This window comes from Duganella sp. GW822-FHT06D06 (genome assembly GCF_058799615.1).
In genome coordinates this window covers 277,797-302,801 of sequence record NZ_JBXALQ010000001.1, presented here as the reverse complement: position 1 = coordinate 302,801, position 25,005 = coordinate 277,797, and the positions used below count along the sequence as shown (strand labels likewise).

The 25,005-nt window shown below is 65.3% G+C and carries 23 protein-coding genes; 8 read left to right on the top strand and 15 right to left on the bottom strand.

The genetic code is table 11. The features are described 5' to 3' along the window. Nucleotides 1–6 precede the first annotated feature (6 nt). From AC1RMD_RS01380 to AC1RMD_RS01350, 7 genes are all read right to left on the bottom strand, one after another. Entirely contained in the window at nucleotides 7–1,050 is a 1,044-nt protein-coding gene (locus AC1RMD_RS01380) for a histone deacetylase family protein (RefSeq protein WP_492922924.1), read from the bottom strand. 13 nt (nucleotides 1,051–1,063) lie between these two features. After that, nucleotides 1,064–2,662 carry a glutamate--cysteine ligase gene (gene gshA / locus AC1RMD_RS01375; RefSeq protein WP_492922922.1) on the bottom strand — a complete coding sequence of 533 codons (1,599 nt, stop codon included), beginning with the start codon at nucleotides 2,660–2,662 and terminating at the stop codon, nucleotides 1,064–1,066. A gap of 181 nt (nucleotides 2,663–2,843) precedes the next feature. Beyond that, nucleotides 2,844–3,683, bottom strand: a complete 840-nt coding sequence (gene prmC / locus AC1RMD_RS01370; protein WP_492922920.1) for a peptide chain release factor N(5)-glutamine methyltransferase — start codon at nucleotides 3,681–3,683, stop codon at nucleotides 2,844–2,846. Continuing rightward, a complete protein-coding gene (locus tag AC1RMD_RS01365) occupies nucleotides 3,683–4,150 on the bottom strand; it encodes a disulfide bond formation protein B (RefSeq protein WP_492922918.1) in 468 nt (155 codons plus the stop codon). The genes prmC and AC1RMD_RS01365 overlap by 1 nt, the downstream gene beginning before the upstream one ends. 82 nt (nucleotides 4,151–4,232) lie before the next feature. Further along, a complete protein-coding gene (gene prfA / locus AC1RMD_RS01360; RefSeq protein ID WP_217941370.1) occupies nucleotides 4,233–5,309 on the bottom strand; it encodes a peptide chain release factor 1 in 1,077 nt (358 codons plus the stop codon). Between the two features lie 92 nt (nucleotides 5,310–5,401). Further along, the gene (hemA, locus tag AC1RMD_RS01355; RefSeq protein ID WP_492922916.1) at nucleotides 5,402–6,676 is read right to left on the bottom strand and encodes a glutamyl-tRNA reductase; all 1,275 of its coding nucleotides are present in this window, start codon (nucleotides 6,674–6,676) and stop codon (nucleotides 5,402–5,404) included. Nucleotides 6,677–6,782: 106 nt separating this feature from the next. Continuing rightward, nucleotides 6,783–7,472: a response regulator transcription factor gene (locus AC1RMD_RS01350; RefSeq protein ID WP_492922914.1), complete on the bottom strand. Its 690-nt coding sequence runs from the start codon at nucleotides 7,470–7,472 to the stop codon at nucleotides 6,783–6,785. Nucleotides 7,473–7,710: 238 nt separating this feature from the next. Between AC1RMD_RS01350 and AC1RMD_RS01345 the strand changes: the two genes are divergently transcribed. Next, nucleotides 7,711–8,223, top strand: coding sequence for a hypothetical protein (locus AC1RMD_RS01345; protein ID WP_492922912.1), 513 nt, complete (start codon nucleotides 7,711–7,713; stop codon nucleotides 8,221–8,223). Between the two features lie 13 nt (nucleotides 8,224–8,236). Here the strand turns inward: AC1RMD_RS01345 and minE are convergent, their stop codons facing one another. The 4 genes from minE to metE form a co-directional block, all read right to left on the bottom strand. After that, entirely contained in the window at nucleotides 8,237–8,488 is a 252-nt protein-coding gene (minE, locus tag AC1RMD_RS01340) for a cell division topological specificity factor MinE (RefSeq protein WP_008443622.1), read from the bottom strand. Nucleotides 8,489–8,490: 2 nt separating this feature from the next. Continuing rightward, nucleotides 8,491–9,306, bottom strand: coding sequence for a septum site-determining protein MinD (gene minD / locus AC1RMD_RS01335; protein ID WP_217941366.1), 816 nt, complete (start codon nucleotides 9,304–9,306; stop codon nucleotides 8,491–8,493). Between the two features lie 28 nt (nucleotides 9,307–9,334). Next, nucleotides 9,335–10,105 carry a septum site-determining protein MinC gene (minC, locus tag AC1RMD_RS01330; protein ID WP_492922909.1) on the bottom strand — a complete coding sequence of 257 codons (771 nt, stop codon included), beginning with the start codon at nucleotides 10,103–10,105 and terminating at the stop codon, nucleotides 9,335–9,337. 150 nt (nucleotides 10,106–10,255) lie between these two features. Beyond that, nucleotides 10,256–12,613, bottom strand: coding sequence for a 5-methyltetrahydropteroyltriglutamate--homocysteine S-methyltransferase (gene metE, locus AC1RMD_RS01325; RefSeq protein ID WP_492922907.1), 2,358 nt, complete (start codon nucleotides 12,611–12,613; stop codon nucleotides 10,256–10,258). Nucleotides 12,614–12,719: 106 nt separating this feature from the next. On the opposite strand from metE, the gene AC1RMD_RS01320 reads away from it, so the two are divergent. The 6 genes from AC1RMD_RS01320 to AC1RMD_RS01295 all read left to right on the top strand — a co-directional run bounded on the left by AC1RMD_RS01320 (nucleotide 12,720) and on the right by AC1RMD_RS01295 (nucleotide 17,951). Next, nucleotides 12,720–13,628, top strand: coding sequence for a LysR family transcriptional regulator (locus AC1RMD_RS01320; protein WP_492922905.1), 909 nt, complete (start codon nucleotides 12,720–12,722; stop codon nucleotides 13,626–13,628). Between the two features lie 263 nt (nucleotides 13,629–13,891). Continuing rightward, nucleotides 13,892–15,070 carry an acetyl-CoA C-acetyltransferase gene (locus tag AC1RMD_RS01315; RefSeq protein WP_492922903.1) on the top strand — a complete coding sequence of 393 codons (1,179 nt, stop codon included), beginning with the start codon at nucleotides 13,892–13,894 and terminating at the stop codon, nucleotides 15,068–15,070. A 93-nt stretch (nucleotides 15,071–15,163) separates the two neighbouring features. Continuing rightward, nucleotides 15,164–15,904, top strand: coding sequence for an acetoacetyl-CoA reductase (gene phbB / locus AC1RMD_RS01310; RefSeq protein ID WP_008443632.1), 741 nt, complete (start codon nucleotides 15,164–15,166; stop codon nucleotides 15,902–15,904). 89 nt (nucleotides 15,905–15,993) lie between these two features. Next, nucleotides 15,994–16,950, top strand: a complete 957-nt coding sequence (gene pip / locus AC1RMD_RS01305; RefSeq protein WP_492922901.1) for a prolyl aminopeptidase — start codon at nucleotides 15,994–15,996, stop codon at nucleotides 16,948–16,950. 80 nt (nucleotides 16,951–17,030) lie between these two features. Further along, on the top strand, nucleotides 17,031–17,474 hold the full coding sequence (locus AC1RMD_RS01300) for a DUF2721 domain-containing protein (protein WP_492922899.1): 444 nt from the start codon (nucleotides 17,031–17,033) through the stop codon (nucleotides 17,472–17,474). A 24-nt stretch (nucleotides 17,475–17,498) separates the two neighbouring features. After that, nucleotides 17,499–17,951, top strand: coding sequence for a hypothetical protein (locus AC1RMD_RS01295; RefSeq protein ID WP_492922897.1), 453 nt, complete (start codon nucleotides 17,499–17,501; stop codon nucleotides 17,949–17,951). Here the strand turns inward: AC1RMD_RS01295 and AC1RMD_RS01290 are convergent, their stop codons facing one another. After that, nucleotides 17,952–18,479 (bottom strand): SRPBCC family protein, encoded by a 528-nt coding sequence (locus tag AC1RMD_RS01290; protein ID WP_492922895.1) that lies wholly within the window; start codon nucleotides 18,477–18,479, stop codon nucleotides 17,952–17,954. It abuts the gene before it with no gap. 211 nt (nucleotides 18,480–18,690) lie between these two features. On the opposite strand from AC1RMD_RS01290, the gene AC1RMD_RS01285 reads away from it, so the two are divergent. Then, nucleotides 18,691–20,736, top strand: coding sequence for an oxidoreductase (locus tag AC1RMD_RS01285; protein ID WP_492922893.1), 2,046 nt, complete (start codon nucleotides 18,691–18,693; stop codon nucleotides 20,734–20,736). 6 nt (nucleotides 20,737–20,742) lie between these two features. On the opposite strand, the gene AC1RMD_RS01280 is transcribed toward AC1RMD_RS01285, so the two are convergent. The 3 genes from AC1RMD_RS01280 to pdxR all read right to left on the bottom strand — a co-directional run bounded on the left by AC1RMD_RS01280 (nucleotide 20,743) and on the right by pdxR (nucleotide 24,930). After that, nucleotides 20,743–21,711: a hypothetical protein gene (locus AC1RMD_RS01280; protein ID WP_492922891.1), complete on the bottom strand. Its 969-nt coding sequence runs from the start codon at nucleotides 21,709–21,711 to the stop codon at nucleotides 20,743–20,745. Further along, a complete protein-coding gene (locus tag AC1RMD_RS01275) occupies nucleotides 21,701–23,428 on the bottom strand; it encodes a cation:proton antiporter domain-containing protein (RefSeq protein WP_492922889.1) in 1,728 nt (575 codons plus the stop codon). Before AC1RMD_RS01275 ends, AC1RMD_RS01280 begins: the two co-directional genes overlap by 11 nt. Before the next feature lie 71 nt (nucleotides 23,429–23,499). Further along, nucleotides 23,500–24,930 (bottom strand): MocR-like pyridoxine biosynthesis transcription factor PdxR, encoded by a 1,431-nt coding sequence (pdxR, locus tag AC1RMD_RS01270; protein ID WP_492922887.1) that lies wholly within the window; start codon nucleotides 24,928–24,930, stop codon nucleotides 23,500–23,502. Nucleotides 24,931–25,005: the final 75 nt, after the last annotated feature.

The window sequence follows — 25,005 nt, the reverse complement described above, 5'->3', positions numbered from 1 at the left end:
GTTGGGTCAGAGCGCCGTCTCGTAACCTTCGAGGACGTTGACGACGTTGGTGCCCAGCTCCTTGACCGCGTAGCCACCCTCGAAGATGAAGGCGGTGGGCAGGTTCAGCCAGGCCAGGCGCTCGCCGATTTTCAGGTAGTCGGCGCTTTGCAGCGCGAAGCGCGACAGCGGATCGCCGACGAAGGTGTCCACCCCCAGCGACACCACCAGCGCGTCCGGCGCGAAGCTGCCCAGGCGGATGCAGGCCGTCTCCAGCGCCGCGAACCAGGCCTGCGGCGAGCTGCCCGCCGCCAGCGGCAGGTTCATGTTGTAGCCCAGCCCCGCGCCTTCGCCGCGCTCGTCGGCGTGGCCCAGGTAGAACGGATACTCGTTGCGCGGATCGGCGTGGATGGAGATGAACAGCACGTCGTCGCGATTGTAGAAGATGCTCTGGGTGCCGTTGCCGTGGTGGTAGTCGATGTCGATGATGGCGACCTTGCGGGCGCCGTCGTCGAGCATGTGCTGCGCGGCCAGCGCGGCGTTGTTCAGGAAGCAGTAGCCGCCGAAGAAATCCGCGCCCGCGTGGTGGCCCGGCGGGCGGCTCAGCACGAAGGCGCCGCGCTCGCCCAGCCGCAGCGCGTGCGCGGCGTTGACCGCGCAATCGGCGCCGGTCTTGGCGGCGGTCCAGGTGCCGGCCGTCAGCGGCGTGCCGCTGTCCATCGAATACAGTCCCAGTTTGGCGCAGAAGTTGTCCGGCTCGATGTCGTCGCGCAGCGAGCGGATCGGCCAGACGGCGGGGAAGGCGTCCTTGCCGGCGTTGGCCGGATCGAGCGCCAGCCATTCGTTCCAGGCGCCGCGCAGGAAGTGCAGGTAGCGCGGCGAGTGGATGCGTTCCAGCGACATCAGCGGCACGCCGTGCGGCGTGACGATCTTGCCCAGGCCGCGCCGTCCCAGCTCCGCCAGCACCGAGTCGACCCGCTCCGGTTTTTCGAAGCACGGCACCATCTCGCCGCGGAAGATCTCGTAGCGGCCGCAATGCTGCGCGTGCAGTTCGTTGTAGAAGGTGAGCAAGGAGGCCCCTGGTTTAGTCGCAATCCGTACTGGAGTGGCACAGATTGCTGGCGCGGTAGGCGGCGACGTAATCGTCGAAGCTCGACTGCGGCGCGGCCTCCATTTCCGCCTGCTCGGCCAGCGAGACGGCGGCCAGGCCGTCGAAGTAGGCGGCTTGTTCGGCGCTTGGGGCGTGGCTGCGGAAGTAGGCCGCGTGCCGCCTGCTTTGCTCCAGGCCGAAGGCGGCGAACGATTTGCCGTTGGCGCGCAGCGCCGCCAGCACCTTGGCCGACGGCGTCAGGTCGGCGTCGAGCAGCTTGGCCGCCTGCTGCGCCATGGCGTCGGCATGGACGGTGTCGCCGCGCTGGGCGTCGAGCAGGGCCGCCACCGGGCGGATGCGCTCGAGCAGTTGCTGGCCCCAGGCTTGCAGGCTGATCTCGCCGTGGTCGCTGTTGAGCGTCAGGCCCGGACGGCGGCCTTCCTTGACGGTGCGGGCGAAGTTCTCGGTGTGGCGCAGGCTTTCTTCCGGCGCGATGGCCGGGCTTTCCTCCAGCGCGCAGAACAGCAGGAAGGCGTCGAGGAAGCGGCCGGTCGGCACGCTGATGCCGACCGGTTCGAACGGGTCGACGTCCATGCAGCGCACTTCGATGTACTGCACGCCGCGCGCGCACAGCGCCTGGATCGGCCGTTCGCCGGTCTGGATCACGCGCTTGGGGCGGATGGTGGAGTAGTACTCGTTCTCGATCTGCAGCACGTTGGTGCTCAGCTGTATCCATTCGCCGTCGCGCTTGGTGCCCATTTCCGCATACGGTTCGTAGGGCTGGTTGACGGCCTTGGTCAGGGCGGCGACATAGCTGTCCAGGCAGTTTTCATGCGGGCTCAGTCCCGATTGCGCGTCGTTCTGGTAACCCAGGTCGCTCATGCGCAGGCTGGTGGCGTAGGGCAGGTAGAGCGTGTCGTCGGACAGCGTTTCGAGCTTGTGCGGACGGCCGCGCAGGAAGCTGGTCGACAGCACCGGCGAGGCGCCGAACAGATACATCAGCAGCCAGCTGTAGCGGCGGAAGTTGCGGATCGTCGCCAGGTAGGCTTCGGACTGGAAGGCCTTGGAGGTCAGGCGCTTGTCGTTGCCCTCATGCTCGGCCAGCACGCGCCACAGGCGTTCGTCCAGCGAGTAGTTGTAGTGGATGCCGGCGATGCACTGCATGGCTTTGCCGTAGCGCAGCGCCAGGCCGCGCCGGTACACATGCTTGAGCCTGCCCATATTGGAGCTGCCGTACCAGGCGATCTCGATGTCTTCCTCGCCCGGCAGCTGGCAGGGCATGGACTGGCTCCACAGCAGCTCGTCGCCCAGCTTGCTGTAGGCGTGGCGGTGGATGCCGTCGAGCTTGCTAATCGTGGTGGCGATGTCGGCCTCGGCCGGGGTGATGAACTCCAGCAGCGTTTCGGCGTAGTCGGTGGTGATCTGCGGGTGCGTCAGGGCCGAGCCCAGGGCCAGCGGATGCGGCGTCGCCGCCAGGTGGCCGCGCGGGTCCACCCGCAGCGTTTCTCGTTCGATGCCACGCAAGCCACCCAGCACCGGACGGTGCTCTGGCTGGGCCAGCAAGGCCAGGCGGCGAGTCAAAAGATTGGACAATTGGATCTTCCTTTCGTAGTGCGGCAAGTGTTGCATCAAAGCGTGAGGTGCGAGATTAACCGAAAACGGACTATCGCGTCGGCGCCGGCCCAAAGTCCCGACGGCGCCGAAGATCGCTTGCTAGTTTATCAAATACTGGGAGCCGTGGCCGAAAGCCAGAATATTGCGATGGATGGCGCTGTCAGTGCGCCCGCGCACCGGTGACGCGCTCGATGCCGGCCAGGTCGGTCCAGCTTTGCACCTCGGTGTAAGCTTGCCCGGTCAACAACTGGCGCACGGCGGCGGCCTGGTCGTAGCCGTGCTCCATCAGCAGCCAGCCTTGCGGCTTCAGATGGGCGGCGGCGCCGGCGACGATGATGCGCAGCGCCGACAGGCCGTCCGCATGGTCGGTCAGCGCGCCTGCCGGTTCGTAGCGCAGGTCGCCTTCGGACAGGTGGCGGTCGCCGCTGGCGATGTAGGGCGGGTTGGAGGCGATGACGTCGAACGACGGCTGGCCTTGCAGCGCCGCGTACCAGTCGCTTTGCAGGAAATTGACGTGGGCGCCGTTGGCGGCGGCGTTGCGGCGCGCCACGGCCAGCGCTTCCGGGCTGACGTCGAGCGCGGTGACGGCGGCGTCGCGCCGGGTGTGGGCCAGCGCCACGGCGATGGCGCCGCTGCCGGTGCCCATGTCCAGCACGCGGCCTTGCGGCGGCAGGCGGTCCAGCGTCAGTTCGACCAGCAGTTCGGTGTCCGGGCGGGGGATCAGCACGGCGCCGTTGACTTCGAACGGCAGGCCGAAAAACTCGCGCTGGCCGACGATGTAGGCGACCGGTTCGCCGGCCACGCGGCGCCGCACCAGCGCGGCGAAACGCGCGGCCTGTTCGGCGTCGAGTGCGCGTTCGGACTGGGTGATCAGGCTGACGCGCGACAGGCCCAGCGCGTGGCACAGCAGCACGCGGTTGTCCAGCGGGTCCAGCAGGGACTGCACTTGCAGCGCGCCGATGGTGACGCCGGCGGTGATGGCGCTGGTGTCGGCGATCATCAGCGTGTGCGGCGGATCAGCAGCCAGGCCAGGCCCAGCGTGCACAGGCCGAAGCCGAGGAAGGACCACTGCGGAATCGACAGGCCGAACCACGGCGCCAGCGCGTCCTCGCACAGGCCGTCGGCGTGGAACAGGGTGGGCAGGTAGGTCGCGGTGGGGATCTTGTTGAGGAAGGTCTCGACCGGGTCGATGCCGCACGACAGGCCGGGATGGGCCAGGAGGTACAGGTGCTTGCCGGCGGTGTACAGGCCGCCCAATGCGGCCAGCAGGCCAAGGCCGGCGCCCAGCTTGGGCTTGGTGTAGGCGCCGAGCAGGCAGAAGATGCCGATGGCGATGAACAGGTAGCGCTGGATCACGCACAGCGGGCATGGCAGCATGTCCAGGCCGATCTGCAAATACAGGGCGACGCCGATCAGGCCGAAGCAGGCGATGGCGGTGGACAGCAGCAGGGAGCGCGTATGTAGCATGGGGTGATCCGATTCGAGGGAAGTAGCGGGCAATTCTCGCACAAAGTTGTCGCTTCAGCCTTAGGCCGGCGTTAACTTCGGCTTAATCGCCCAGCGCCGCCAGCAGCTCGGCCTGGTGTTCGGCGGCCAGCGCATTGGTCAGCTCCGTCAGGTCGCCGTCCATGATGAAGTCCAGCTTGTACAAGGTCAGGTTGATGCGGTGGTCCGTCATGCGGCCCTGCGGGAAGTTGTAGGTGCGGATGCGTTCGCTGCGGTCGCCCGAGCCGATCAGGCTCTTGCGGGTGGCCGCCTCCTTCGACTGCTGCTCGCGCAGCTGCACGTCCTTGATGCGCGCGGCCAGCACCTTCATCGCCTGCGCCTTGTTCTTGTGCTGCGAACGGTCGTCCTGGCACTCGACCACGATGCCGGTCGGCAGGTGGGTGATGCGCACCGCCGAATCGGTCTTGTTGATGTGCTGCCCGCCGGCGCCGGAGGCGCGGTAGGTGTCGATGCGCAGCTCGGCCGGGTTGATGTTGACGTCCTCCACCTCGTCCGCCTCCGGCATCACCGCCACGGTGCAGGCGGAGGTGTGGATGCGGCCCTGGGTTTCGGTGGCCGGCACGCGCTGCACGCGGTGGCCGCCGGATTCGAACTTCAGCTTGGAGTAGACGCTGTTGCCGATCAGGCGCACGATCACCTCGCGGTAGCCGCCCAGGTCGGACGCCGATTCCGACACCACTTCCACCTGCCAGCGATTGCGCTCGGCGAAGCGGGTGTACATGCGCAGCAGGTCGCCGGCGAACAGCGCCGATTCGTCGCCGCCGGTGCCGGCGCGGATCTCCAGGAAGATGTTGCGCTCGTCGTTGGCGTCCTTCGGCAGCAGCATCTTCTGCAGCTCCAGTTCCAGCTCCGCCAGGCGGGTCTTGGCCGCTTCGATCTCGTCCTGCGCGAAGTCCTTCATCTCGGGATCGGCCAGCATCTCCTGCGCGGCGGCCTGGTCGCCGACGGCTTCCTGGTAGGACTTGTACAGCGCCACCAGCGGGCCGAGTTCGGCGTGCTCGCGGGTCATCTTGCGGTAGGCGTCCATATTACTGGTCGCGCCTTCGCTCATCAGCAATTCATCGAGTTCGACCAAGCGGTTTGCCAATTGATCGAGCTTGCCCAGCATGGATGGTTTCATAGCGTATTCGGTAAAGGAGTTGGAGCAGATGCCGCGCAGTGGCGGCGGGGAGTGCGCGGCGGCGTGGCGCGCGCGCTGGTCAGGCAGTGGCGCTAACGACGGCCGCGGAACAGCTGCGGCAGCAGCTCGGCCAGGTGGGCGCGTTCCTCGCCCTGCGCGCGGTGCAGCGCCTGCTGCGGTCCGTGCATGAATTTCGCGGTCAGGCCCTTGGACAGGGCTTCCAGCACGGCGTCGATGTCGTCGCCCCTGGCCAGCATCTTGCGGGCGCGTTCCAGTTCCAGCTGGCGCAGCGCCTCGCCGTTTTCCTGCAGGCTCTGGATGACCGGCACCACGGCGCGGTCGTCGATCCAGTGCATGAACGATTGCACCCGGGTCTCGATGATGGCTTCGGCCTGGGCCACGGCGGCCTGGCGGTTTTCCATGCCGGTCTGGACCACCTTGCCCAGGTCGTCCACGGTGTACAGGAAGACGTCGTTGAGGCGGCCCACTTCGGTTTCGATATCGCGCGGCACGGCCAGGTCGACCATGAACATCGGCTTGTGGCGACGGGCCTTGATCGCGCGCTCCACCATGCCCAGGCCGATCAGCGGCAGCGACGAGGCGGTGCAGGAGATGACGATGTCGTACTGGTGCAGCTTGTCCTGCAGCTCGGCCAGGCGGATGGCGCGGCCGCCGAAGCGGTGCGCCAGGATCTCGCCGCGGTCCAGCGTGCGGTTGGCGATGGTGATGGACTTGGGATTCTGCGCCGCGAAGTGGGTGGCGCACAGCTCGATCATCTCGCCGGCGCCGATGAACAGCACGTTCTGCTCGGCGATCTTGTCGAAGATGCGCTGCGACAGCCGCACGGCGGCGGCCGCCATCGACACGCTGTGGGCGCCGATCTCGGTGGTGCTGCGCACTTCCTTGGCGACCGAGAACGAGCGCTGGAACAGCTGGTGCAGATAGGTGCCCAGGCCGCCCGCTTCGTCGGCGGTGCGGATCGCGTCCTTGATCTGGCCGAGGATTTGCGTCTCGCCCAGCACCATCGAATCGAGTCCGGAGGCGACGCGGAAGGTGTGGCGCACGGCGTCGTGCTGCGGCAGCAGGTACAGGTGCGGGCGCAGTTCGGCGTAGTTCAGCTGGTGGAAGTCGGCCAGGAAGTGGGCGCCGGCGGCCAGCGGATCGGGCACGCGGCTGGCCGCGTACAGCTCGGTGCGGTTGCAGGTCGACAGGATCGCCGCCTCGTCGCTGCCGCGATGGTCGATGCGCTCGAACCAGGAACGCGCCGCCACCACCGCCTGCCCCAGTTGCTCAGGGGCGAACGCCAGCTGCTCGCGCAGCGAGACGGGGGCAGTGTTGTGGTTGAGGCCGACGGCAAGCAGCTGCATTTCGGGTCCGTGCGTTGAGTGTTCGGACATTATACCGTGTTGTACCCGTAGGTTGCCTGTGGCTGCCTATATCCCAGGCAGCATACCGGCCATATCGAGGGCCCGATCAGGCGCCCAGTTTTTCCAGGCGGTAGCCGTAGCTGTAGACCGGCACCAGGCGGAAGCCGTTTTCTGGTTTTAATTGCAATTTATTGCGGACGCGGGACACGTGGGTGTCCATGGTGCGCGACGGCACGGCGGTCTCGCGTATCCACACCGCTTCATGGATGTAGGCGCGCGACAGCGGGCGGCCGATGTTGCGGAAAAATAACAGTGCCAGGTAGAACTCTTTGTGGGTGACGTCCAAAACGATGCCATCCATCAACAAACGGCCGGGACGGGTCTCGAACACATACTGACCAAATTGTAATTGTTCGGCGCCATTTTGCGCCGGGTAGGCGCGCCGCAGCAAAGCTTGCACGCGGGCCACCATTTCGCTGCGGCGCAACGGTTTGATCATGTAGTCGTCGGCGCCGGCGGCCAGGCCGGCGACGATGTCGTCCTCGCCCGAGCTGGTGGTCAGGAACAGTACCGGGGCGTTGTCGGGCAGTTTTTCGCGGGCGCGGCGCAGCACTTCCGCCCCACTGAGATCGACCACTTGCCAGTCGAGGATCAGCATGTCGTAGCTGTCCTTGCGCAATTGCGCCAGCACGTCCTTGGCGGTCTGGAAGCTGTGGCAGACGTGGCCTGCCGAGGTCAGCACCTGGCAGATCAGTTCGGCCTGGCTGCGGTCGTTGTCAAGTACGGCGATTCTCATACTACTGCCTGTAGGAAATTATGTTAAGGAGAAGTCACTACAAATATAACAGAGATTTACAAAAATAGTTAGCAAAATGGCTAACTATTTTTCTTAATGCACTAATATTTCCCTGACGACAACTCGAAAATCCACCGTGCACACCTGTACAACCATTACACGGTACACTGGAAAAACGCTGAATTCAATGAAGAAGTTGAAAAAAGGAAAGAAAGCCGGCTGACCGCAGGGAGTACGCATGGGACTGAAAAAAGACACAAATTGGACGCTGGTCCCGGGGACCGAGCGCGATATCGAGGCCGTGCGCGAGCGTTGCCGCAAGCTGGTGCGGCGCCGCGCGATGGTCTCGGCCGGCGTGGCGGCGGTGCCGATACCGGGGCTGGACGTGGTGTCCGACCTGCGCCTGTTCTCGCTGCTGATCGACGACATCAACCAGGAGTTCGGCCTGACGGCGCAGCAGATCGAGCGCATGCAGCCGAAGTTCCGGCTGATCGCCTACGAGGCGGCGATCGGCGTCGGCGGCATGCTGGTGGGGAAGTTGGTGACGCGGGAAGTGGTGCTGCACTTGTTGCGCCGCACCGGCCTGAAGACGGTGGCGCGCCAGGCGACCAAGCTGGTGCCGCTGGCCGGACAACTGGCCTCGGCCGGCATCGGCTTTATGGCGTTCCGGCAGATCGGCTACCAGCATGTGGATGCCTGCGCCAAGGTGGCGCAGGAACTGGTGACGGCCGGGATCGCCCGGCCGCTGTAGCGCGCCGCCGTGCCTAGGCGTCCGGCAGCACCACGTTCACGTCCAGCACCTCCAGGTTGCCCTGGCGGTCCAGCGAGATCTTGATGTCGTCGGCGTTGACCTTGGTGTATTTCGAAATCACCTCGATCAACTCCTTGTGCAGCGCCGGCAGGAAGTCGGGACCGCTGCGGCCATTGCGCTCGCGCGCGATGATGATCTGCAACCGCTCCTTGGCCGCGGTGGCGGTTTTGGGTTTTTGCGGGAACAGGAAAGAAAGCAGGGCCATGATTACTTGCTCCCGAAAATACGCTGCAGCAGGCCAGGCTTCTCGTAGTTAGTGAAGCGCAACGGCAATTCCTGGCCGAGGAAGCGCGACACCACATCTTCGTAGGCTTCCGCAACATCGGTGCCCTTGAAGTGAATCGCCGGGTTACCCTGGTTCGACGCGTGCAGCACCGATTCCGATTCCGGAATGATGCCGATCAGTGGAATGCGCAGGATTTCCTGCACATCTTCGTACGACAGCATTTCGTCCGCTTCCACGCGTTTCGGCGAGTAGCGGGTGATCAGCAGGTGCTCTTTGACGGGCTCGCCGCCGGTCTGGGCGCGGCGCGACTTGGCCTGGATGATGCCGAGGATGCGGTCCGAATCGCGCACCGACGACACTTCCGGGTTGGTGACGATGATCGCTTCGTCGGCGAAGGTCAGCGCCATCAGCGCGCCGTGCTCGATGCCGGCCGGCGAATCGCAGATGATGAACTCGAAGCCCATGTTGATCAGTTCGTGCAGCACGATTTCCACGCCGTCTTCCGACAGCGCATCCTTGTCGCGCGTTTGCGACGCCGGCAGGATGAACAGGTTGTCGCAGTGCTTGTCCTTGATCAGCGCCTGGGTCAGCGATGCCTCTTTGTTGATCACATTGATCAGGTCGTACACCACGCGGCGTTCGCAGCCCATGATCAGGTCGAGGTTGCGCAGGCCGACGTCGAAGTCGATCACCGCGGTTTTATGGCCGCGCATGGCCAGCCCGGTGGAGAAGCTGGCGCTGGAAGTCGTCTTACCGACACCGCCCTTACCGGACGTTACAACAATAATTCTCGCCACAAAAAAATCCTTTTCAGAGAGTTGCTACTCAAGCGCGGTTTGCAGAATTGACAGATAGTATATCGATTCGGTCGCCGACCAAGCGAATTTGCGCAGGGGAACGTGCATATTCGGCCGGGAAGCCGTCTTCAAAAGTGCGGTAAACGCCGGCAATGGAGACTAACTCCGGCGACATATTCATCGCAAAGATGCGCGCCTCGGCGTTGCCGGAAGCGCCAGCCAGCGCGCGGCCGTTCAGCGTGGCGTACACATGGATGCTGCCGTCGGCGATGATCTCGGCGCCGTTGTTGACCACGGCGGTGATGATCAGGTCGCAGCCGCGCGCGTAGATGCGCTGGCCGGCGCGCACCGGGGTGTCGATGATCATCACGCCGGCGTTGCCGGGCTGGGCTTCGGCTGGCGCGGCGGCGGCTGGCGCTGGTGCGGCCGCCGGAGCGGCCTTGGCCGGCGCCGCGGCGGGCTCCTGCTCTTCGCGCGGCCTGGTCGCGGTTTCCACGCTCAGGCCGTGGGAGGCGATCTCCGCGGCCATGGCCGGCGACGCGTTGCGCACGGCGACCGGATTCAAACGGTATTTCTTCAGCAGGGCGATGATGCCGGCCCAGTCGATCTCGCTGCCGGCCGGCAACGCGGCGACGTCGATCACGGTCAGGTCGTCTTCGAAGAAGTCGGTGGTGCCGCCGGTCATTTCGGCCAGCGCGGCGTCGAGGGCCAGGCGGTCCGCCGTGGACAGGATGGCGGAGACTGCGACGACGGTGGAAATCTTAATTTCTATGGGCTTTTGAAACAGGCTCTTGGACATGGGCGACAGTAATAGAGGGTTAACCTCGCGCGCATGCGCAGGCACCAGCATTTTACTGTGGAAAACGATGGATGGGGAGGGCTGGCACCGTACTGGGCCAGTAAAAATGCGGGATGGCGGCGGCCCGGCAGGCCGCCGCCACGATGCTGCTTAGTAGATCGCGTGCTCGGCGCGCAGCTGGCGGGCGGCGGCCACCATGTTGCGCAGCGCGGTTTCGGTTTCCGCCCAGCCACGGGTTTTCAGTCCGCAATCCGGATTGACCCACAGATTTGCCGGCGGGATCACCGCGCTGGCTTTCCGCAACAGCCGCACCATCTCGGCCTGGCCCGGCACGCGCGGCGAGTGGATGTCATACACGCCGGGGCCGATCTCGTTCGGATAGCGGAACTGGCCGAAGCCGTTCAGCAGCTCCATGTCCGAGCGGCTGGTCTCGATGGTGATGACGTCGGCATCCATGGCGGCGATCTGCGGCAGGATGTCGTTGAACTCGGCGTAGCACATATGGGTGTGGATCTGCGTGCCGTCGGCCGCCGCGCTGGCCGACACGCGGAAGGCGCGCGTGGCCCAGTCCAGGTATTCGTCCCAGCGGCTGCGGCGCAGCGGCAAGCCTTCGCGCACGGCCGGCTCGTCGATCTGGATGATGCCGATGCCGGCCTGCTCCAGGTCGGCCACCTCGTCGCGGATCGCCAGCGCGATCTGCAGCGCGGTGAGCGCGCGCGGCTGGTCGTCGCGCACGAACGACCATTGCAAAATCGTGATCGGGCCGGTCAGCATGCCCTTCATCGGCTTGCCGGTCAGGCTTTGCGCGTGCACGGTCCAGTCCACCGTCATGGCTTTCGGACGGCTGACGTCGCCGTAGATGACGGGCGGCTTGACGCAGCGCGAGCCGTACGATTGCACCCAGCCCAGCTGCGTGAAGACGAAGCCTTGCAACTGCTCGCCGAAATATTCGACCATGTCGTTGCGCTCGGCTTCGCCGTGCACCAGCACGTCCAGGCCGAGGTCTTCCTGGCGCCGCACGGCGTAGGCGATTTCTTCGCGCATCTTGCTGTGGTAGCTGGCGGCGCTCAGTTCGCCGCGCTTGAAGCCGGCGCGGGCGGCGCGGATGTTGGCCGTCTGCGGGAACGAGCCGATGGTGGTGGTCGGGAAGGCCGGCAGCTTGAAGCGCGCGCGCTGCTCGGCCTGGCGCTGGACGAAGCTCGAACGGCGCTGGTCGGCGTCGGCCGGCAGCGCGGCGATGCGCTCGCGCACGGCGTCCTGGTGCACGCGCGGGCTGGCGCGGCGGCTGGCGATGGCGGCGCGCGCGAGGTCCAGCGCCTCGGCGGTGGCGGCGTCGTACTCTCCCTGCAGCGCTTGCTTGAGCACATACAGCTCGTCCAGTTTTTCGGTGGCGAAGGCCAGCCATGAACGGATTTCAGCATCGAGCGCGCTTTCCGCCGCCAAGGTGAACGGCACGTGCAGCAGCGAGCACGAGGACGACAGCCACAGCTTGCCGCCGCGTTTTTCGACGATAGGCGCCAGCGTGGCCAGCGCCGCGTCGAGGTCGGTGCGCCAGATGTTGCGGCCATCGACGATGCCGACCGACAGCACCTTGTGCACCGGCAGCCAGTCGGCGATGCTGGCCAGTTCCTGCGGCGCGCGCACGCCGTCCACGTGCAGGCCGGCCACCGGCAGGCGGCAGGCCAGGCTGAGGTTTTCTTCCAGCGGCGAGAAATAGGTGGCCAGCAGCAGCGGCACGCCGACCTGGTTCAGCTGCCAGTAGCTGTTTTCAAACGCGCTGCGCCACGGCGCCGGCAGGTCGAGGCCGAGGATGGGCTCGTCGATCTGCACCCACTGCACGCCCAGCGCCTTCAGGCGGTCCAGCACCTGGCCGTAGACCGGCAGCAGCTGGTCCAGCAGGCTGAGGCGATCGAAGCCGGCGTCCTTGGCCTTGCCCAGCCACAGGAAACTCAAGGGGCCCAGCAGCACGGCCTTGACCGCATGGCCCAGCGCCAGCGCTTCGGCCACTTCGTCGAACAGGCGCTCGCAGGCCAGCGAAAAGGCGGTTTCCGGCGTGAATTCCGGCACCAGGTAGTGGTAGTTGGTATCGAACCACTTGGTCATTTCCAGCGCGGCCGAGGCGTGCAGCTGGCCGTCGTCGTGCGAATGGTCGTGGCCGCAGGCGGCCGGCTCGACCTTGGCGCCGTTGCCGCGCGCCATGGCGAAATAGCGGCTCAATTGCGACTGATCGGCGCTGAAGCCGTAGCGGGCCGGCTCGCAGCCCAGCAGCTGGATGTGGTTGGCGACCTGGTCGTAGAAGGCGAAATCGCCGACCGTGACGAAGTCCAGCCCGGCCTGCTGCTGCAGGGCCCAGTGGCGGGCGCGCAGTGCGCGGCCGACGGTTTCCAGCTCGGCGTCCGGCAGTTCGCCGCGCCAGTTGGCTTCCAGCGCGAACTTCAGTTCGCGCGCCGCGCCGATGCGTGGAAAGCCCGGGATGTGGCTTTGTATGGCTTTATTCGATGTTGTCATTTTGATGTCATCCGCATTTAATATTGGTGATATAAAGTGTGCGGCAATCCGGTCTATAATCAAAACGAAAGATTTTGCGGCTTCACATGAAAAAATTTAATAGACCATGCTAGAGATACGCCACCTGCGCACCCTGAGCGCCCTCCGTTCCGCCGGCAGCCTGGTGCGTGCCGCGCAACTGCTGAACCTGACGCAGTCAGCCCTGTCGCATCAAATCAAGTTGCTGGAAGATCGCTACGGTGGGCCGCTTTTTGAGCGAAAATCCGTGCCGATCGGGTTTACCGCCACCGGCGCCCGGCTGCTCAAGCTGGCCGATCTGCTGCTGCCGGAAATCGAGGCGGCCGAGCGCGAAGTGGCGCGCCTGACCCAGGGCGACACCGGCCAGCTGCGCGTGGCGCTGGAGTGCCATACCTGCTTCGACTGGCTGATGCCGGTGATGGATGAATTCCGCAAACGCTGGCCGGAAGTGGAAATCGACCTGGTGTCGGGCTTCCACAGCGAGCCGGCCGAGCTGCTGCGCAGCGGCGCCGCCGATCTGGTGATCGGCTCGCCCTACGGCCCGGACTTCGCCACCTTCCCGCTGTTCCGCTTCGAGATCCTGGTGGTGATGGCGCAGAAGCACCGGCTGGCGGCGCAGCGCCGCCTGCAAGCGGCTGATTTTGAAGGCGAAACGCTGATCACCTACCCGGTGCCGGAAAGCCGCATCGACCTGATCCGCGAAGTGCTGCAGCCGGCCAACATCCACTTCGAACGCCGCACCGCCGAACTGACGGTGGCGGTGCTGCAATTGGTGGCCAGCCGGCGCGGCATCGCCGCGCTGCCGAACTGGGCGATCAAGAATTATGTCGACTACGACTACGTGATCGCCAGGCCGATCGGCGAGCAGGGTTTGTGGAGCGATTTGTTCGTGTCGGTGCCGGAGGCGCAGAAGCACAAGGCCTACGTGCTCGACTTCGTCAACGTGATACGCGAACAGTGCGCCAGCACCTTGGACGGTATCAAATTATTATCGTGACAGGCTGACATTGTTTCTTCAGAATGAATGCGGCGCCTTTGACGCAAGTCAAAGTTGCCACCATGTGCGACGCTTACGATGGGTGCCCAACGATTGCTGGTCGTTGGCACGGATGCTGCTGGAGAAACCCTGTCATACCCTGGGAAAGTTCTCGCGGCGACGCACCATCGAAACACCGCACGACCCTGTCGCTCGAAGCGTATTATCGAAGTTCGCGTTGTTGCTAAACTAAGCCGGCCTTGGCCGGCGCATTGGAGAGTCAAATGGATGATGTAGTTATCGTGGCCGCTGGCCGTACTGGTGTCGGCAAATTCGGTGGTAGCCTGGCCAAGACGCCGGCTTCCGAATTGGGCGCACATGTGATCAAGGGCCTGCTGGCCCAGACCGGTATCGATCCGAACCTGATCAGCGAAGCCATCCTCGGCCAGGTGCTGACCGCCGGCGTCGGCCAGAATCCGGCCCGCCAGGCCGTCATCAAGGCCGGCCTGCCGAACACCATTCCTGGTTTCACCATCAACCACGTGTGCGGCAGCGGCCTGAAGGCCACCCACCTGGCGGCGCAAGCCATCAAGGCCGGCGACGCCGAAATCATCATCGCCGGCGGCCAGGAAAACATGAGCGCCTCGCCGCACGTCATGAACGGTTCGCGCGACGGTTTCCGCATGGGCGACTTCAAGATGGTCGACTCCATGATCGTCGACGGCCTGTGGGACGCCTACAACCAGTACCACATGGGCACCACCGCCGAGAACGTCGCGAAGAAATACGAGATTTCCCGCACCGAGCAGGACGAGTTCGCGCTGAACTCGCAGCTGAAGGCGGAAGCGGCGCAAAAAGCCGGCAAGTTCAAGGATGAGATCCTGCCGCTGGAAATCGTCCAGAAAAAGGGCAGCATCGTGTTCGACAGCGATGAATACGTCAAACCGGGTTCGACCATCGAAGCGCTGTCCGGCCTGCGTCCGGCGTTCGCCAAGGACGGTTCGGTCACCGCCGGCAACGCCTCCGGCCTGAACGACGGCGCCGCCGCCGTCATCATGATGTCCGCCACCAAGGCCAAGGAACTGGGCCTGCCGGTGCTGGCCAAGGTCAAGGCCTACGCCTCGTCCGGCCTGGACCCGGCCTTGATGGGCATGGGCCCGGTCTCGGCCACCAGGCTGTGCCTGAAAAAGGCCGGCTGGACCCCGGACGACCTGGACCTGATGGAGATTAACGAAGCCTTCGCCGCCCAGGCCGTGGCCGTGAACAAGGAAATGGGCTGGGACACCAGCAAGATCAACGTCAACGGCGGCGCCATCGCCATCGGGCACCCGATCGGTGCATCCGGCGCCCGCATCCTGGTCACCTTGATCCACGAAATGGTGCGTCGCGACGCCAAGAAGGGCCTGGCCTCGCTGTGCATCGGCGGCGGCATGGGCGTGGCGCTGGCGATCGAACGCGCATAAATAGCAAGCAGTATCCGCAGCAGCAGTGCCGCGCCGGGCTGGTCCCGGTGCGGTGTCAGATGATTTTTGGTGTCAATTTAAGAGGGGACGAAAATGGCAAGAGTTGCATTAGTAACCGGTGGCATGGGTGGCTTGGGCGAGGCAGTGTGTTTCAAACTGTCGGCGCTAGGCTATTGCGTCGTTACCACGTATTCCCCTGGCAATCCGAAGGTCGAGCAATGGCTCGCAACTACCCGCGATCAGGGCTTTAATTTCCGCGCTTACCCGTGCGATGTGGCCGACTACGATTCGGCTCAGGCGTGCGTCGCCGCGATCGAAAAAGATATCGGTCCGATCGACGTGCTGGTGAACAACGCCGGCATCACCCGCGACATGACTTTTAAAAAGATGGACAAGCCGAATTGGGACGCCGTCATGGCCACCAATCTGGACTCCGTGTTCAACATGACCAAGCCGGTGTGCGATGGCATGGTGGAACGCGGCTGGGGTCGCATCATCAACATCTCGTCGGTCAACGGCCAGAAGGGCGCGTTCGGCCAGACCAACTATTCGGCCGCCAAGGCCGGCATGCACGGCTTCACCAAGGCGCTGGCGCTGGAAGTGGCGCGCAAGGGCGTGACCGTCAACACCATCTCGCCTGGCTACATCGGCACCAAAATGGTGATGGAGATCCCGCAGGAAGTGCTCGACACCAAAATCATTCCGCAAATTCCGATGGCCCGCCTGGGCAAGCCGGAAGAAGTGGCGGGCCTGGTGGCCTACCTGTCGTCGGACGAAGCGGCTTTCGTCACCGGCGCCAATATCGCCATCAACGGCGGCCAGCACATGTCCTAAGCGGCATGATGTTGTAGCCTCGGGCCAGGATCGTTCGCGATCCTGGCTTTTTTTTCGTACAATCTGCTATCGATGCTTAAAGGATAGCCATGTTCGACCCGACTTCGCCCCTGTTCCCGCCCGTTCTGCCGTCGCGCCACGGCATGCTGGCGGTCGACGACCTGCACACCATTTACTGGGAGGAGGTCGGCAATCCACAGGGCATACCGGTGGTCTTCCTGCACGGCGGACCGGGCGCCGGCCTGTCGCCTCAGCACCGCCGCTTCTTCGATCCGGACCAGTACCGCGTGATCCTGTTCGACCAGCGCGGCGCCGGCAAGTCGCTGCCGCTGGGCGAATGCCGCGCCAACACCACCGACCTGCTGATCGACGACATCGAGCGCCTGCGCGTCATGTGCGGCATCGAGCAGTGGCTGGTGTTCGGCGGTTCCTGGGGGTCGACGCTGGCGCTGGCCTACGGCCAGGCGCATCCCGAGCGCTGCCTGGGCTTCATCCTGCGCGGCATCTTCCTGTGCACGCAGGCGGAAGTGGACTGGTTCCTGCACGGCGCCCAGTGGTTCCATCCCGAGGTGCACGCCGAATTCGTCGCACCGATCCCGCCGGCGGAACGCGGCAACCTGCTGCAAGCCTACGTCGACCGCATCATGAGCGACGACCCGGCCGTCCACTGGCCGGCGGTGCGCGCCTGGAGCCGCTTCGAGGGCCGGCGCGTGTTCCTGATGCCGCAGGCCGAAGATCCGCCGTCCGACACGCTGGACCTGGGCGTGGGCCGGCTGGAATCGCACTACATGGCCAACCTGGGCTTCTTCGGCGAGGACCAGCTGCTGCGCAATGTCGATCGCATCGCCCACCTGCCGGCGGTGATCGTGCAGGGCCGCTACGACGTGATCTGCCCGCCGGTATCGGCCTGGCGCCTGCACCAGGCCTGGCCCGGATCGGTGCTCAACATGGTGCCGGACGCCGGTCACGGCGCGATGGAAAAGGGCATTTCGCGGGCCCTGGTGGGCGCCACCGAGCAGTTCAAGAGGAGCCGCGGATTCGCCTGAGCTGCCCGGAATCGGCCCGGAATCGGGGGACACCCGGCCCGGGCTGATACACTATCGATAATTCCAGCTACCACGCATCCATGAATATACAAATCGGCGATATCGGCCACATCATCCAGCTGGCGATCGCGCCGGTGTTCCTGCTGACTGGCGTATGCACCAACCTGATGGTGCTGACCAACCGCCTGGCGCGCATCATCGACCGTTCGCGGGTGCTGGAGGACAGGCTCGATATCGGCTACAGCGACGTTTATCTGAACGAACTCGATGTGCTGTACCGGCGATCGCACCTGATCAACGCCTCGATCACGCTGTCGACCGCCTGCGGGCTGCTGATTTGCCTGGTGATTGCGATGCTGTTCCTGGGCGATATCACCAACATCTCGCTGGATAAATACATCGCGGGCATGTTCGTGGTGGCGATGCTGGCCCTGATCGGCAGTTTCGTCTACCTGCTGCGCGAGATCTTCATCGCCTCGGCGGCGATGCGCTCGCACCGCCACGTGCGCCGCACGATCAAATAACTTTGCAAAGAATAGAGTATCAACATGCACGATTACAAACGCCCTCCGACCCTGTACCGCTACGGCGTGCGCGAAGACCTGGAACTGGCGCTGACCCAGGGCCAGTTTATCCTGTCCCCGGCCTCCAGCTGCCTGACCCTGAGTTTCTCGCAGGCGTGGGACCGCAAGCTGTTCGAGCTGTTCTCGTCGGACACTTGCCTGGTCATCCACAACACCGAGGAATTCGGCGAGCGCCTGCACCGCGCGGTGCAGCGCACCTTGCCTAGCTGGGCCGGCATCGACGGCGCCATCGAATACGGCACCCGCGCCGCCTTGGGCGCGGCCTTCACCAAGACCGCGGCCGAAGCGCCGGAGCAGGAATGGCAGTTCGCCTGGCGCGCCATGCAGGCGAAGCTGAGCCTCAATCCGGTGCTGGTGAAGATCGGCAGCCTGGAAAACTTCGCGGAGCTGCGCGACCGCGACACGTATTTAGCTTGATTATCTAGCGTCCTCGCGGCGGTCGAGGCGCGCCAGCACGGCGTTCATCATGCGCTCGATATCGCCGCGTATCATCTTCGCGCCGAGGATGCCGGGCACGTAGAAGTTCGGTATCAGCTTGCCGCTGTAGACCACCTTGGTGCCGCCGGTTTCGGGCACCGGTATCAATTCCCAGTGCGATTCGTAGTGCTTCATGTCGCCGGAGATCAGCGAGATGTCGATCGACGACATCGGCTGCTCGGTCGCGCGCACGATCAGGTGGATGGATTTGGACATGAACAGGAAGCGGGCCACGCCGAATTGTTCGATGATGACCTCATTGCCATTGCGCGACAGGACCCGGCACGACTCCATGTCTGGCACGAATTCGGCCATGCGCTCATAGCCGGTCAGGATGCGCCATACCTTCGGCAGTGGCGCCGCCACCGTGCCGGTGGCGTCCACTTCGTACATATGCAGCGCATCTAACTCAACCCGGTTGACCGACACCTCCAGCTTGGGTAATTCAAGCCTAGGTGCCTGCGCCATCACCGGGGCGGCTACACCTAGCATCAAAAACAGAAGGAATCGCATCATCTTTCCAGCGTAAGGGAAAGGGTGGCAGAATACAAGAGCGCTACCGCACCCACTGTCAAATTCAGGGGCGGCCGCCGGGACTTTAGAAGCCCAGGTCTAGAGAATTGCGTTTTAATGCGGGCATATCTTCGCCCATGACCCGCGTCTGACTCTAACAACCATAATGACAACTACACCATACCCACACCTGCTGGCCCCTCTCGATCTTGGCTTCACGACGCTGCGCAACCGCGTCCTCATGGGCTCCATGCACACCGGCCTTGAGGACCGCTTCTACAACTACGGCAAGCTGGCCGCCTTCTATCGCGAACGCGCGCGCGGCGGCGTCGGATTGATCGTCACCGGCGGCATCTCGCCCAACCGCTCCGGGTGGCTGCTGCCGTTCGGCGGCACGCTCAATTTCAAGGGCGACGTGATCAACCATCGCCGCGTCACCAGCGCCGTGCATGAAGAGGGCGGCAAGATCCTGATGCAGATCCTGCATGCGGGCCGCTACGGCTACCAGCCCTTCGTGGTGTCGGCGTCGGAGAAAAAATCGCCGATCTCGCCGTTCAAGCCGCGCGCGCTGACCGAGGCAGGCATCGAATCGACCATCCGCGACTACGCCCGCTGCGCCAAGCTGGCGCGCGACGCCGGCTACGACGGCATCGAAGTGATGGGCAGCGAAGGCTACCTGCTCAACCAGTTCCTGTGCGCGCGCACCAACCTGCGCACCGACCGCTGGGGCGGCAGCATCGAGAACCGCATGCGGTTGCCGGTGGAAATCGTCAAGCGCATCCGCGCGGAAGTGGGCAATGACTTCATCATCATGTACCGGCATTCGCTGCTCGACCTGGTCGACGGCGGCAACACCTGGGACGACGTGGTGGCCGTGGCCAAGGCCTTGCAGCACGCCGGCGTGACCATCCTCAATTCCGGCTACGGCTGGCACGAGGCGCGCGTACCGACCATCGTGACCTCGGTGCCGCGCGGCGCCTTCGCCAGCCTGGCGGGCCGTCTGCGCCGCGAGGTGACGATACCGGTGGTGGCGTCCAACCGCATCAACATGCCGGCCGAGGCGGAAGGCATCCTGCAACGTGGCGACGCCGACATGATTTCGATGGCGCGTCCCTTCCTGGCCGATTCGGAGTTCGTCAACAAGGCCGCGCAAGGCCGCGCCGACGAAATCAACACCTGCATCGGCTGCAACCAGGCCTGCCTGGACCACACCTTCTCCAACAAGCGCGCCAGCTGCCTGGTGAACCCGCGCGCCTGCCACGAGACGGAACTGGTCTACGCGCCGACGGCCAAGAAACGCCGCGTGGCGGTGGTCGGCGCCGGCCCTGCCGGCTTGTCGGCGGCCACGGTGGCGGCGGAATGCGGCCATGACGTGACGCTGTTCGATTCCAGCGACAGCGTCGGGGGCCAGTTCAAGATCGCCATGCAGATTCCGGGCAAGGAGGAATTCGCCGAGACCATCCGCTACTTCCGCCGCAAGCTGGAACTGACCGGCGTGACCGTCAAGCTGGGCGTGCGCGTCACGCGCGAGCAGCTGATCGCCGACGGCTACGACGACGTGGTGGTCGCCACCGGCATCAAGGTGCGCCGTCCGCCGATCGAAGGCATCAACCATCCGAAGGTGCTGTCGTATATCGACGTCCTGCAGAACAAGGCGCCGGTCGGCAAGCGCGTGGCCATCATCGGCGCCGGCGGCATCGGCTTCGACGTCGGCGAATACCTGCTGCACGATCCGAAGCATCCGCTGCCGCTGGCGCTGGATGTCTGGGCCAAGGAATGGGGCGTGGACATGAAGGGCGACGCGCCGGGCGGCCTGACGACCGTCTCCGCGCCGGAACCCGTGCGCCAGCTGTATCTGCTGCAGCGCAAGGTGTCGAAACTGGGCGCAGGCCTGGGCAAGACCTCGGGCTGGGTGCACCGCGCGGTCCTGGCGCGCAACGGCGTGGTGATGCTGGCCGGCGTGCAGTACGACCGCATCGACGACCAGGGCCTGCACGTGACCATCGCCGGCGAACAGCGTTTGCTGTCGGTGGATAACGTGGTGGTCTGCGCGGGCCAGGACAGCCTGACCGAGTTGATGCCGTCGGAAGAGGAAGTCAAAGCCAACGCCAATTGGCCGCGTTTCCACAAGATCGGCGGCGCCGCGCTGGCCGCGGAGCTGGACGCCAAGCGCGCCATCAAGGAAGGCGCGGAGCTGGCGGTCAGCCTGTAGCGCTGCTTATCCGGCCGGCAGCTGGTCCACCATGCGGACCACTGCCTGCTCGAAGGTCTGCTTGCCGTTCATGTAGGGACGCCATTCGCTCTCCACCAGCGGTATGAGCGGGGACCAGTAGCCTTTGAACAGGCCGGCCTTGTCCGCGTAGGGCTGGTACTCCATGCCGTCGCGCCGTTTGTAGGCATCCTTCACCACACTGCCGATGGTGTAGAACTGCACCACGTGCCACAGGTCCGAATCGGGCTTGCGTTGCGTCGCCTTGAGGCGCGTTTCGATGGCCTCGTCCAGCTTCGCCGTCGATTCGACGTGCGAGATCTCGTGATACACCATCTCCAGCGACGCCAGGCCTTGATAGCTGGGGCGTCCGCCGGGGATCACGGCTTGCGTGTCGGTGTAGGCGCCCTGGCGCGTGCCGGTTTCCACCACGATGTCGACACGGATCGGCGTCAACGGGAACGGCGCTTGCAGATAGCGGGCGACGCCTTCCTGCACCTCGGCCCCGTAGCGCTCATTGAGCCGCTTCGCTTCGGCGATCCATTGCCGGTTGCTGGCGTCGTGCTGCGCCCAGATGCAGCGCGCGTACACGGGTGCCGCGCTGTCGATGGCTGCCGCCAGCTGCGGCGGCAGTTTCAGGCCGGTGGTATCGCGCCGCGTATCGGCGACGCTCAGCGCGATTTTGATGGACGCCATCTGCTCGTCGAACAGCAGGTCGCGCTTGGCGTAGTTGTCGCGATACCAGGCGACGGCGCTGCGCAGCGCCGCCATCTCGTCGGCGGAAGGCGTGGCCGTCCAGCCGATTTTTTCCAGCTGCTCCGGGCGCACGCCCAGGTTGAACAGGAAGTGGTGCAGGTTCATCAGGAACGCGCTGTGGAACTCCAGCTTGACCCGTGCCGGCGACGCGCTCGCGCCGGCAACGATGGTGGACAATGGCAGCGCCGCGGCGCAGCGCATCAATGCGCGTCTAGTGAGCATGAGAATCTCCGTTTTTTTTCAAATTGGTCAGCACGAACTCCGTCATTCCTTTGGCCAGTTCCTGCTCGCCGATGAAGATCTCCCCCGCGCGCTCGCCGCGCAGCAGTTCCGCCTCTTCGTCGCTATGGGTACGCACCACGGTCCTGATATTGGGGTTGAGCGCGCGCGCGGTCTCGATCATGGCCCGCACGTGGAAGGTGTCCGGCGTGGCGATCACCAGCATCGCGGCGCGCGCGATGTGCGCCTGGATCAGCACCGCCGGCTCGCCGGCATTGCCGGCCACCGCATGCGCTCCTTCCTTGCGCAACCGATCGACCAGTTCGCGATTCTGTTCGGCCACCACGAAGGGGACGCCGTGTTCGGTGAGCAAGGCGGCGATCCTCCGGCCCACCCGGCCATACCCGACCAGCACCACTTGTCCTGACAGATGCTCCTGCGGCACCGATGTCGGCAATTCCGCCAGCGGATCGGCGGCGCGCTCGAACTTGGCCGCCAGCGCCACGTTCTTGCCCAGCCAGCGTTCCAGCGGCTTGGTGATGCGGAACACCACCGGATTGAGCGCGATGGAGATGATGGCGCCGGCCAGTATCAGGCTTTGTCCTTCGGCCGGCATCAGGCCCAGGGACAGGCCCAGCGCCGCCAGGATGAAGGAGAATTCGCCGATCTGCGCCAGGCTGGCCGACACCATCAGCGCGGTCTTGGCCGGGTAGCGCAGCAGCAGCACCAGCAGAAAGGCGGCGACCGACTTGCCGACCACGATGATGGTCACCACCGCCAACAACTTGAGCGGCTGCTCGACCACGATCGACGGCTCGAACAGCATGCCGACCGAAACGAAGAACAGCACCGCGAACGCATCGCGCAGCGGCAGCGATTCCTCGGCGGCGCGGTGCGCCAGTTCGGATTCGCGCAGCACCATGCCGGCGAAGAAGGCGCCCAGCGCGAACGAGACGCCGAAATAGCGGGTCGACGCATAGGCGATGCCGACGGCGGCGGCGATCACGCACAGCGTGAACAGCTCGCGCGAGCCGGTGCGCGCCACCTGCCACAGGATCCAGGGGAACAGCTTGCGGCCGACCACCAGCATCAGCGCGATGAAGGCGCCCACCTGGCCCAGCGTGATCGCCAGCGTGGTCCACAGATTGACTTCGCCGGTGATCGCGACGCCGTGGCTGTCGAGCGCCGTGCCGCCCAGCGAGCCGGCCAACGCCGGCAGCAGCACCAGGACCAGCACCGTCACCAGGTCTTCCACCACCAGCCAGCCGACCGCGATGCGGCCGTTGAAGCTATCGAGGATGCCGCGCTCCTCCAGCGCCCGCAACAGCACCACCGTGCTGGCCACCGAAAGAGCGAGTCCGAATACCAGCCCGCCGCCCATGCTCCAGCCCCAGAAGTGCGCCAGCGCCATGCCGAGCGCGGTGGCGACCGCGATCTGCAACACGGCGCCCGGCAGCGCCACGCGCCGCACGGCCCACAGGTCGTCGAGGGAAAAATGCAGGCCGACGCCGAACATCATCAGCATCACGCCGATTTCGGCCAGCTGCCCGGCCAGTGCCGTATCGGCCACGAAGCCCGGCGTGGCGGGGCCGATGATGATGCCCGCAGCCAGATAACCCACCAGCGCAGGCAGCTTGAGGCGCGTTGCGAGATAGCCGAACAAAAGGCCGAAGCCCAGTGCGGCCGCGATGGTGGTGATCAGGCTGATATTGTGGGGCATGCGTGCGGGGCTCCTGCGCCAGGGTGGGTGAACCCTAGCGTAGCACAATCATGCCGGCGCGGATCGCATGGTTACAGTAGCTTGAGGATACGCTTGCCCAGTTCGCGCGCCCGCTGCGGCGTGTCGATGTTGGTGAAGGCCAGCAGCAGCGCCGACGACGCATGCGGCAGCAGCGTGCGCTCGGACAGCGCCAGCGCCGCCATGCCGTCCTGCCGCATGCGTTCGGCCAGGGCGCGGTCGGTGTGGCGGCCTTTCATGCGCAGCACCAGGTGCATGCCGCCCGGCTGCGGATCGATGCGCAGGTGCTTGCCCAGCACCGCATTCAATCCTTCCGCGGCGATCTGGCGGCGTTCGGCGTAGAGACGTCGCATGCGCTGGATATGGCGGGCGAAATGGCCTTCGTTCATGAAATCGCTGACGATGGTTTGCGTCAGCGCGGGCCCGCCGGCGGCGAAGGTATGGCAGGTCTGTTCGAAGCGCCTTACCTGCGCCTCCGGCACCACCAGATAGGCCAGCCGCACCGCAGGGAACAGCACCTTGCTGAAGGTGCCGGCGTACAGCACGCGGCCATCGTGGTCCAGGCTTTGCAGCGCCGGCAGCGGGCGGCTGGCGTAGCGGTACTCGCCGTCGTAGTCGTCTTCCACGATCCAGGCGTCGGCCTGCGTTGCCCAGTCCAGCAGCGCGAGGCGGCGCGGCAGCGACAGCGACACGCACAGCGGACATTGATGCGCCGGCGTGACGACGGCGGCCCTGGCGTGCGGCGCCGTGGCTACGCCGTGCGACACCACCAGGCCTTCCGCGTCGACCGCCACCGGGGCCAGTGTCATGCCGGCTTGTGTGAGCAGTGCGCCGGTGGCCGGGAAGCCGGGATCTTCCACCCACACGCTGTCGCCCGGTCGCAGCAGGGCGCGCACGACCAGCTCCAGCGTGTTGCGGTAGCCGGAAGTGACGAACACCTGCGACGGCGAGCAGTTGATGCCGCGCGAAAGCTGCAAGTAGGTGGCGATGGCCGCGCGCAGCGGCGCCTGGCCGGCGAAGGGCGGATAGACCATGTCGTCGGCCTGCGTGGCGCGGATCGCGCGCGCCGCCAGCCGCGCCCACACCTTGCGGGGGAAGGCGTCCAGCGCCGGCAGGCCCATTTGAAACGGCCGGTTCAGCGTTTCCTGCACCGGGGAGGGCTGTGCGCCGGCGGGCGCGCGGCGCGCGCGCATGGCCGGTTTCGATACCGCCGTCGCCGCGTGGCGCGCCAGCGTCGGCGTGACCACGGTGCCGGCCTGGCCGCGCGTTTCGACGTAGCCTTCGGCGGCCAGCAGCGAGTAGGCCGCTTCCACCGTGCCGCGCGCCAGGCCCAGCTCCAACGCCAGCGCGCGGGCCGACGGGATGCGGGCGTCCGGCAGCAGCAGGCCGTCGGCGATGGCGCTGCGGAAGCGGGTGTAGATCTGCCGGTACAGCGGTTCGGCGGCGGCGTTGTCGAGCTGGAGGAAGTCGGGCTTGGTTTTCATGGCCTAGTCGGGATGTCATTTTATGGCTCTGGAGATTATGCCATTGCAGCCATAAGATGGTGTTTTCAAAGGAGC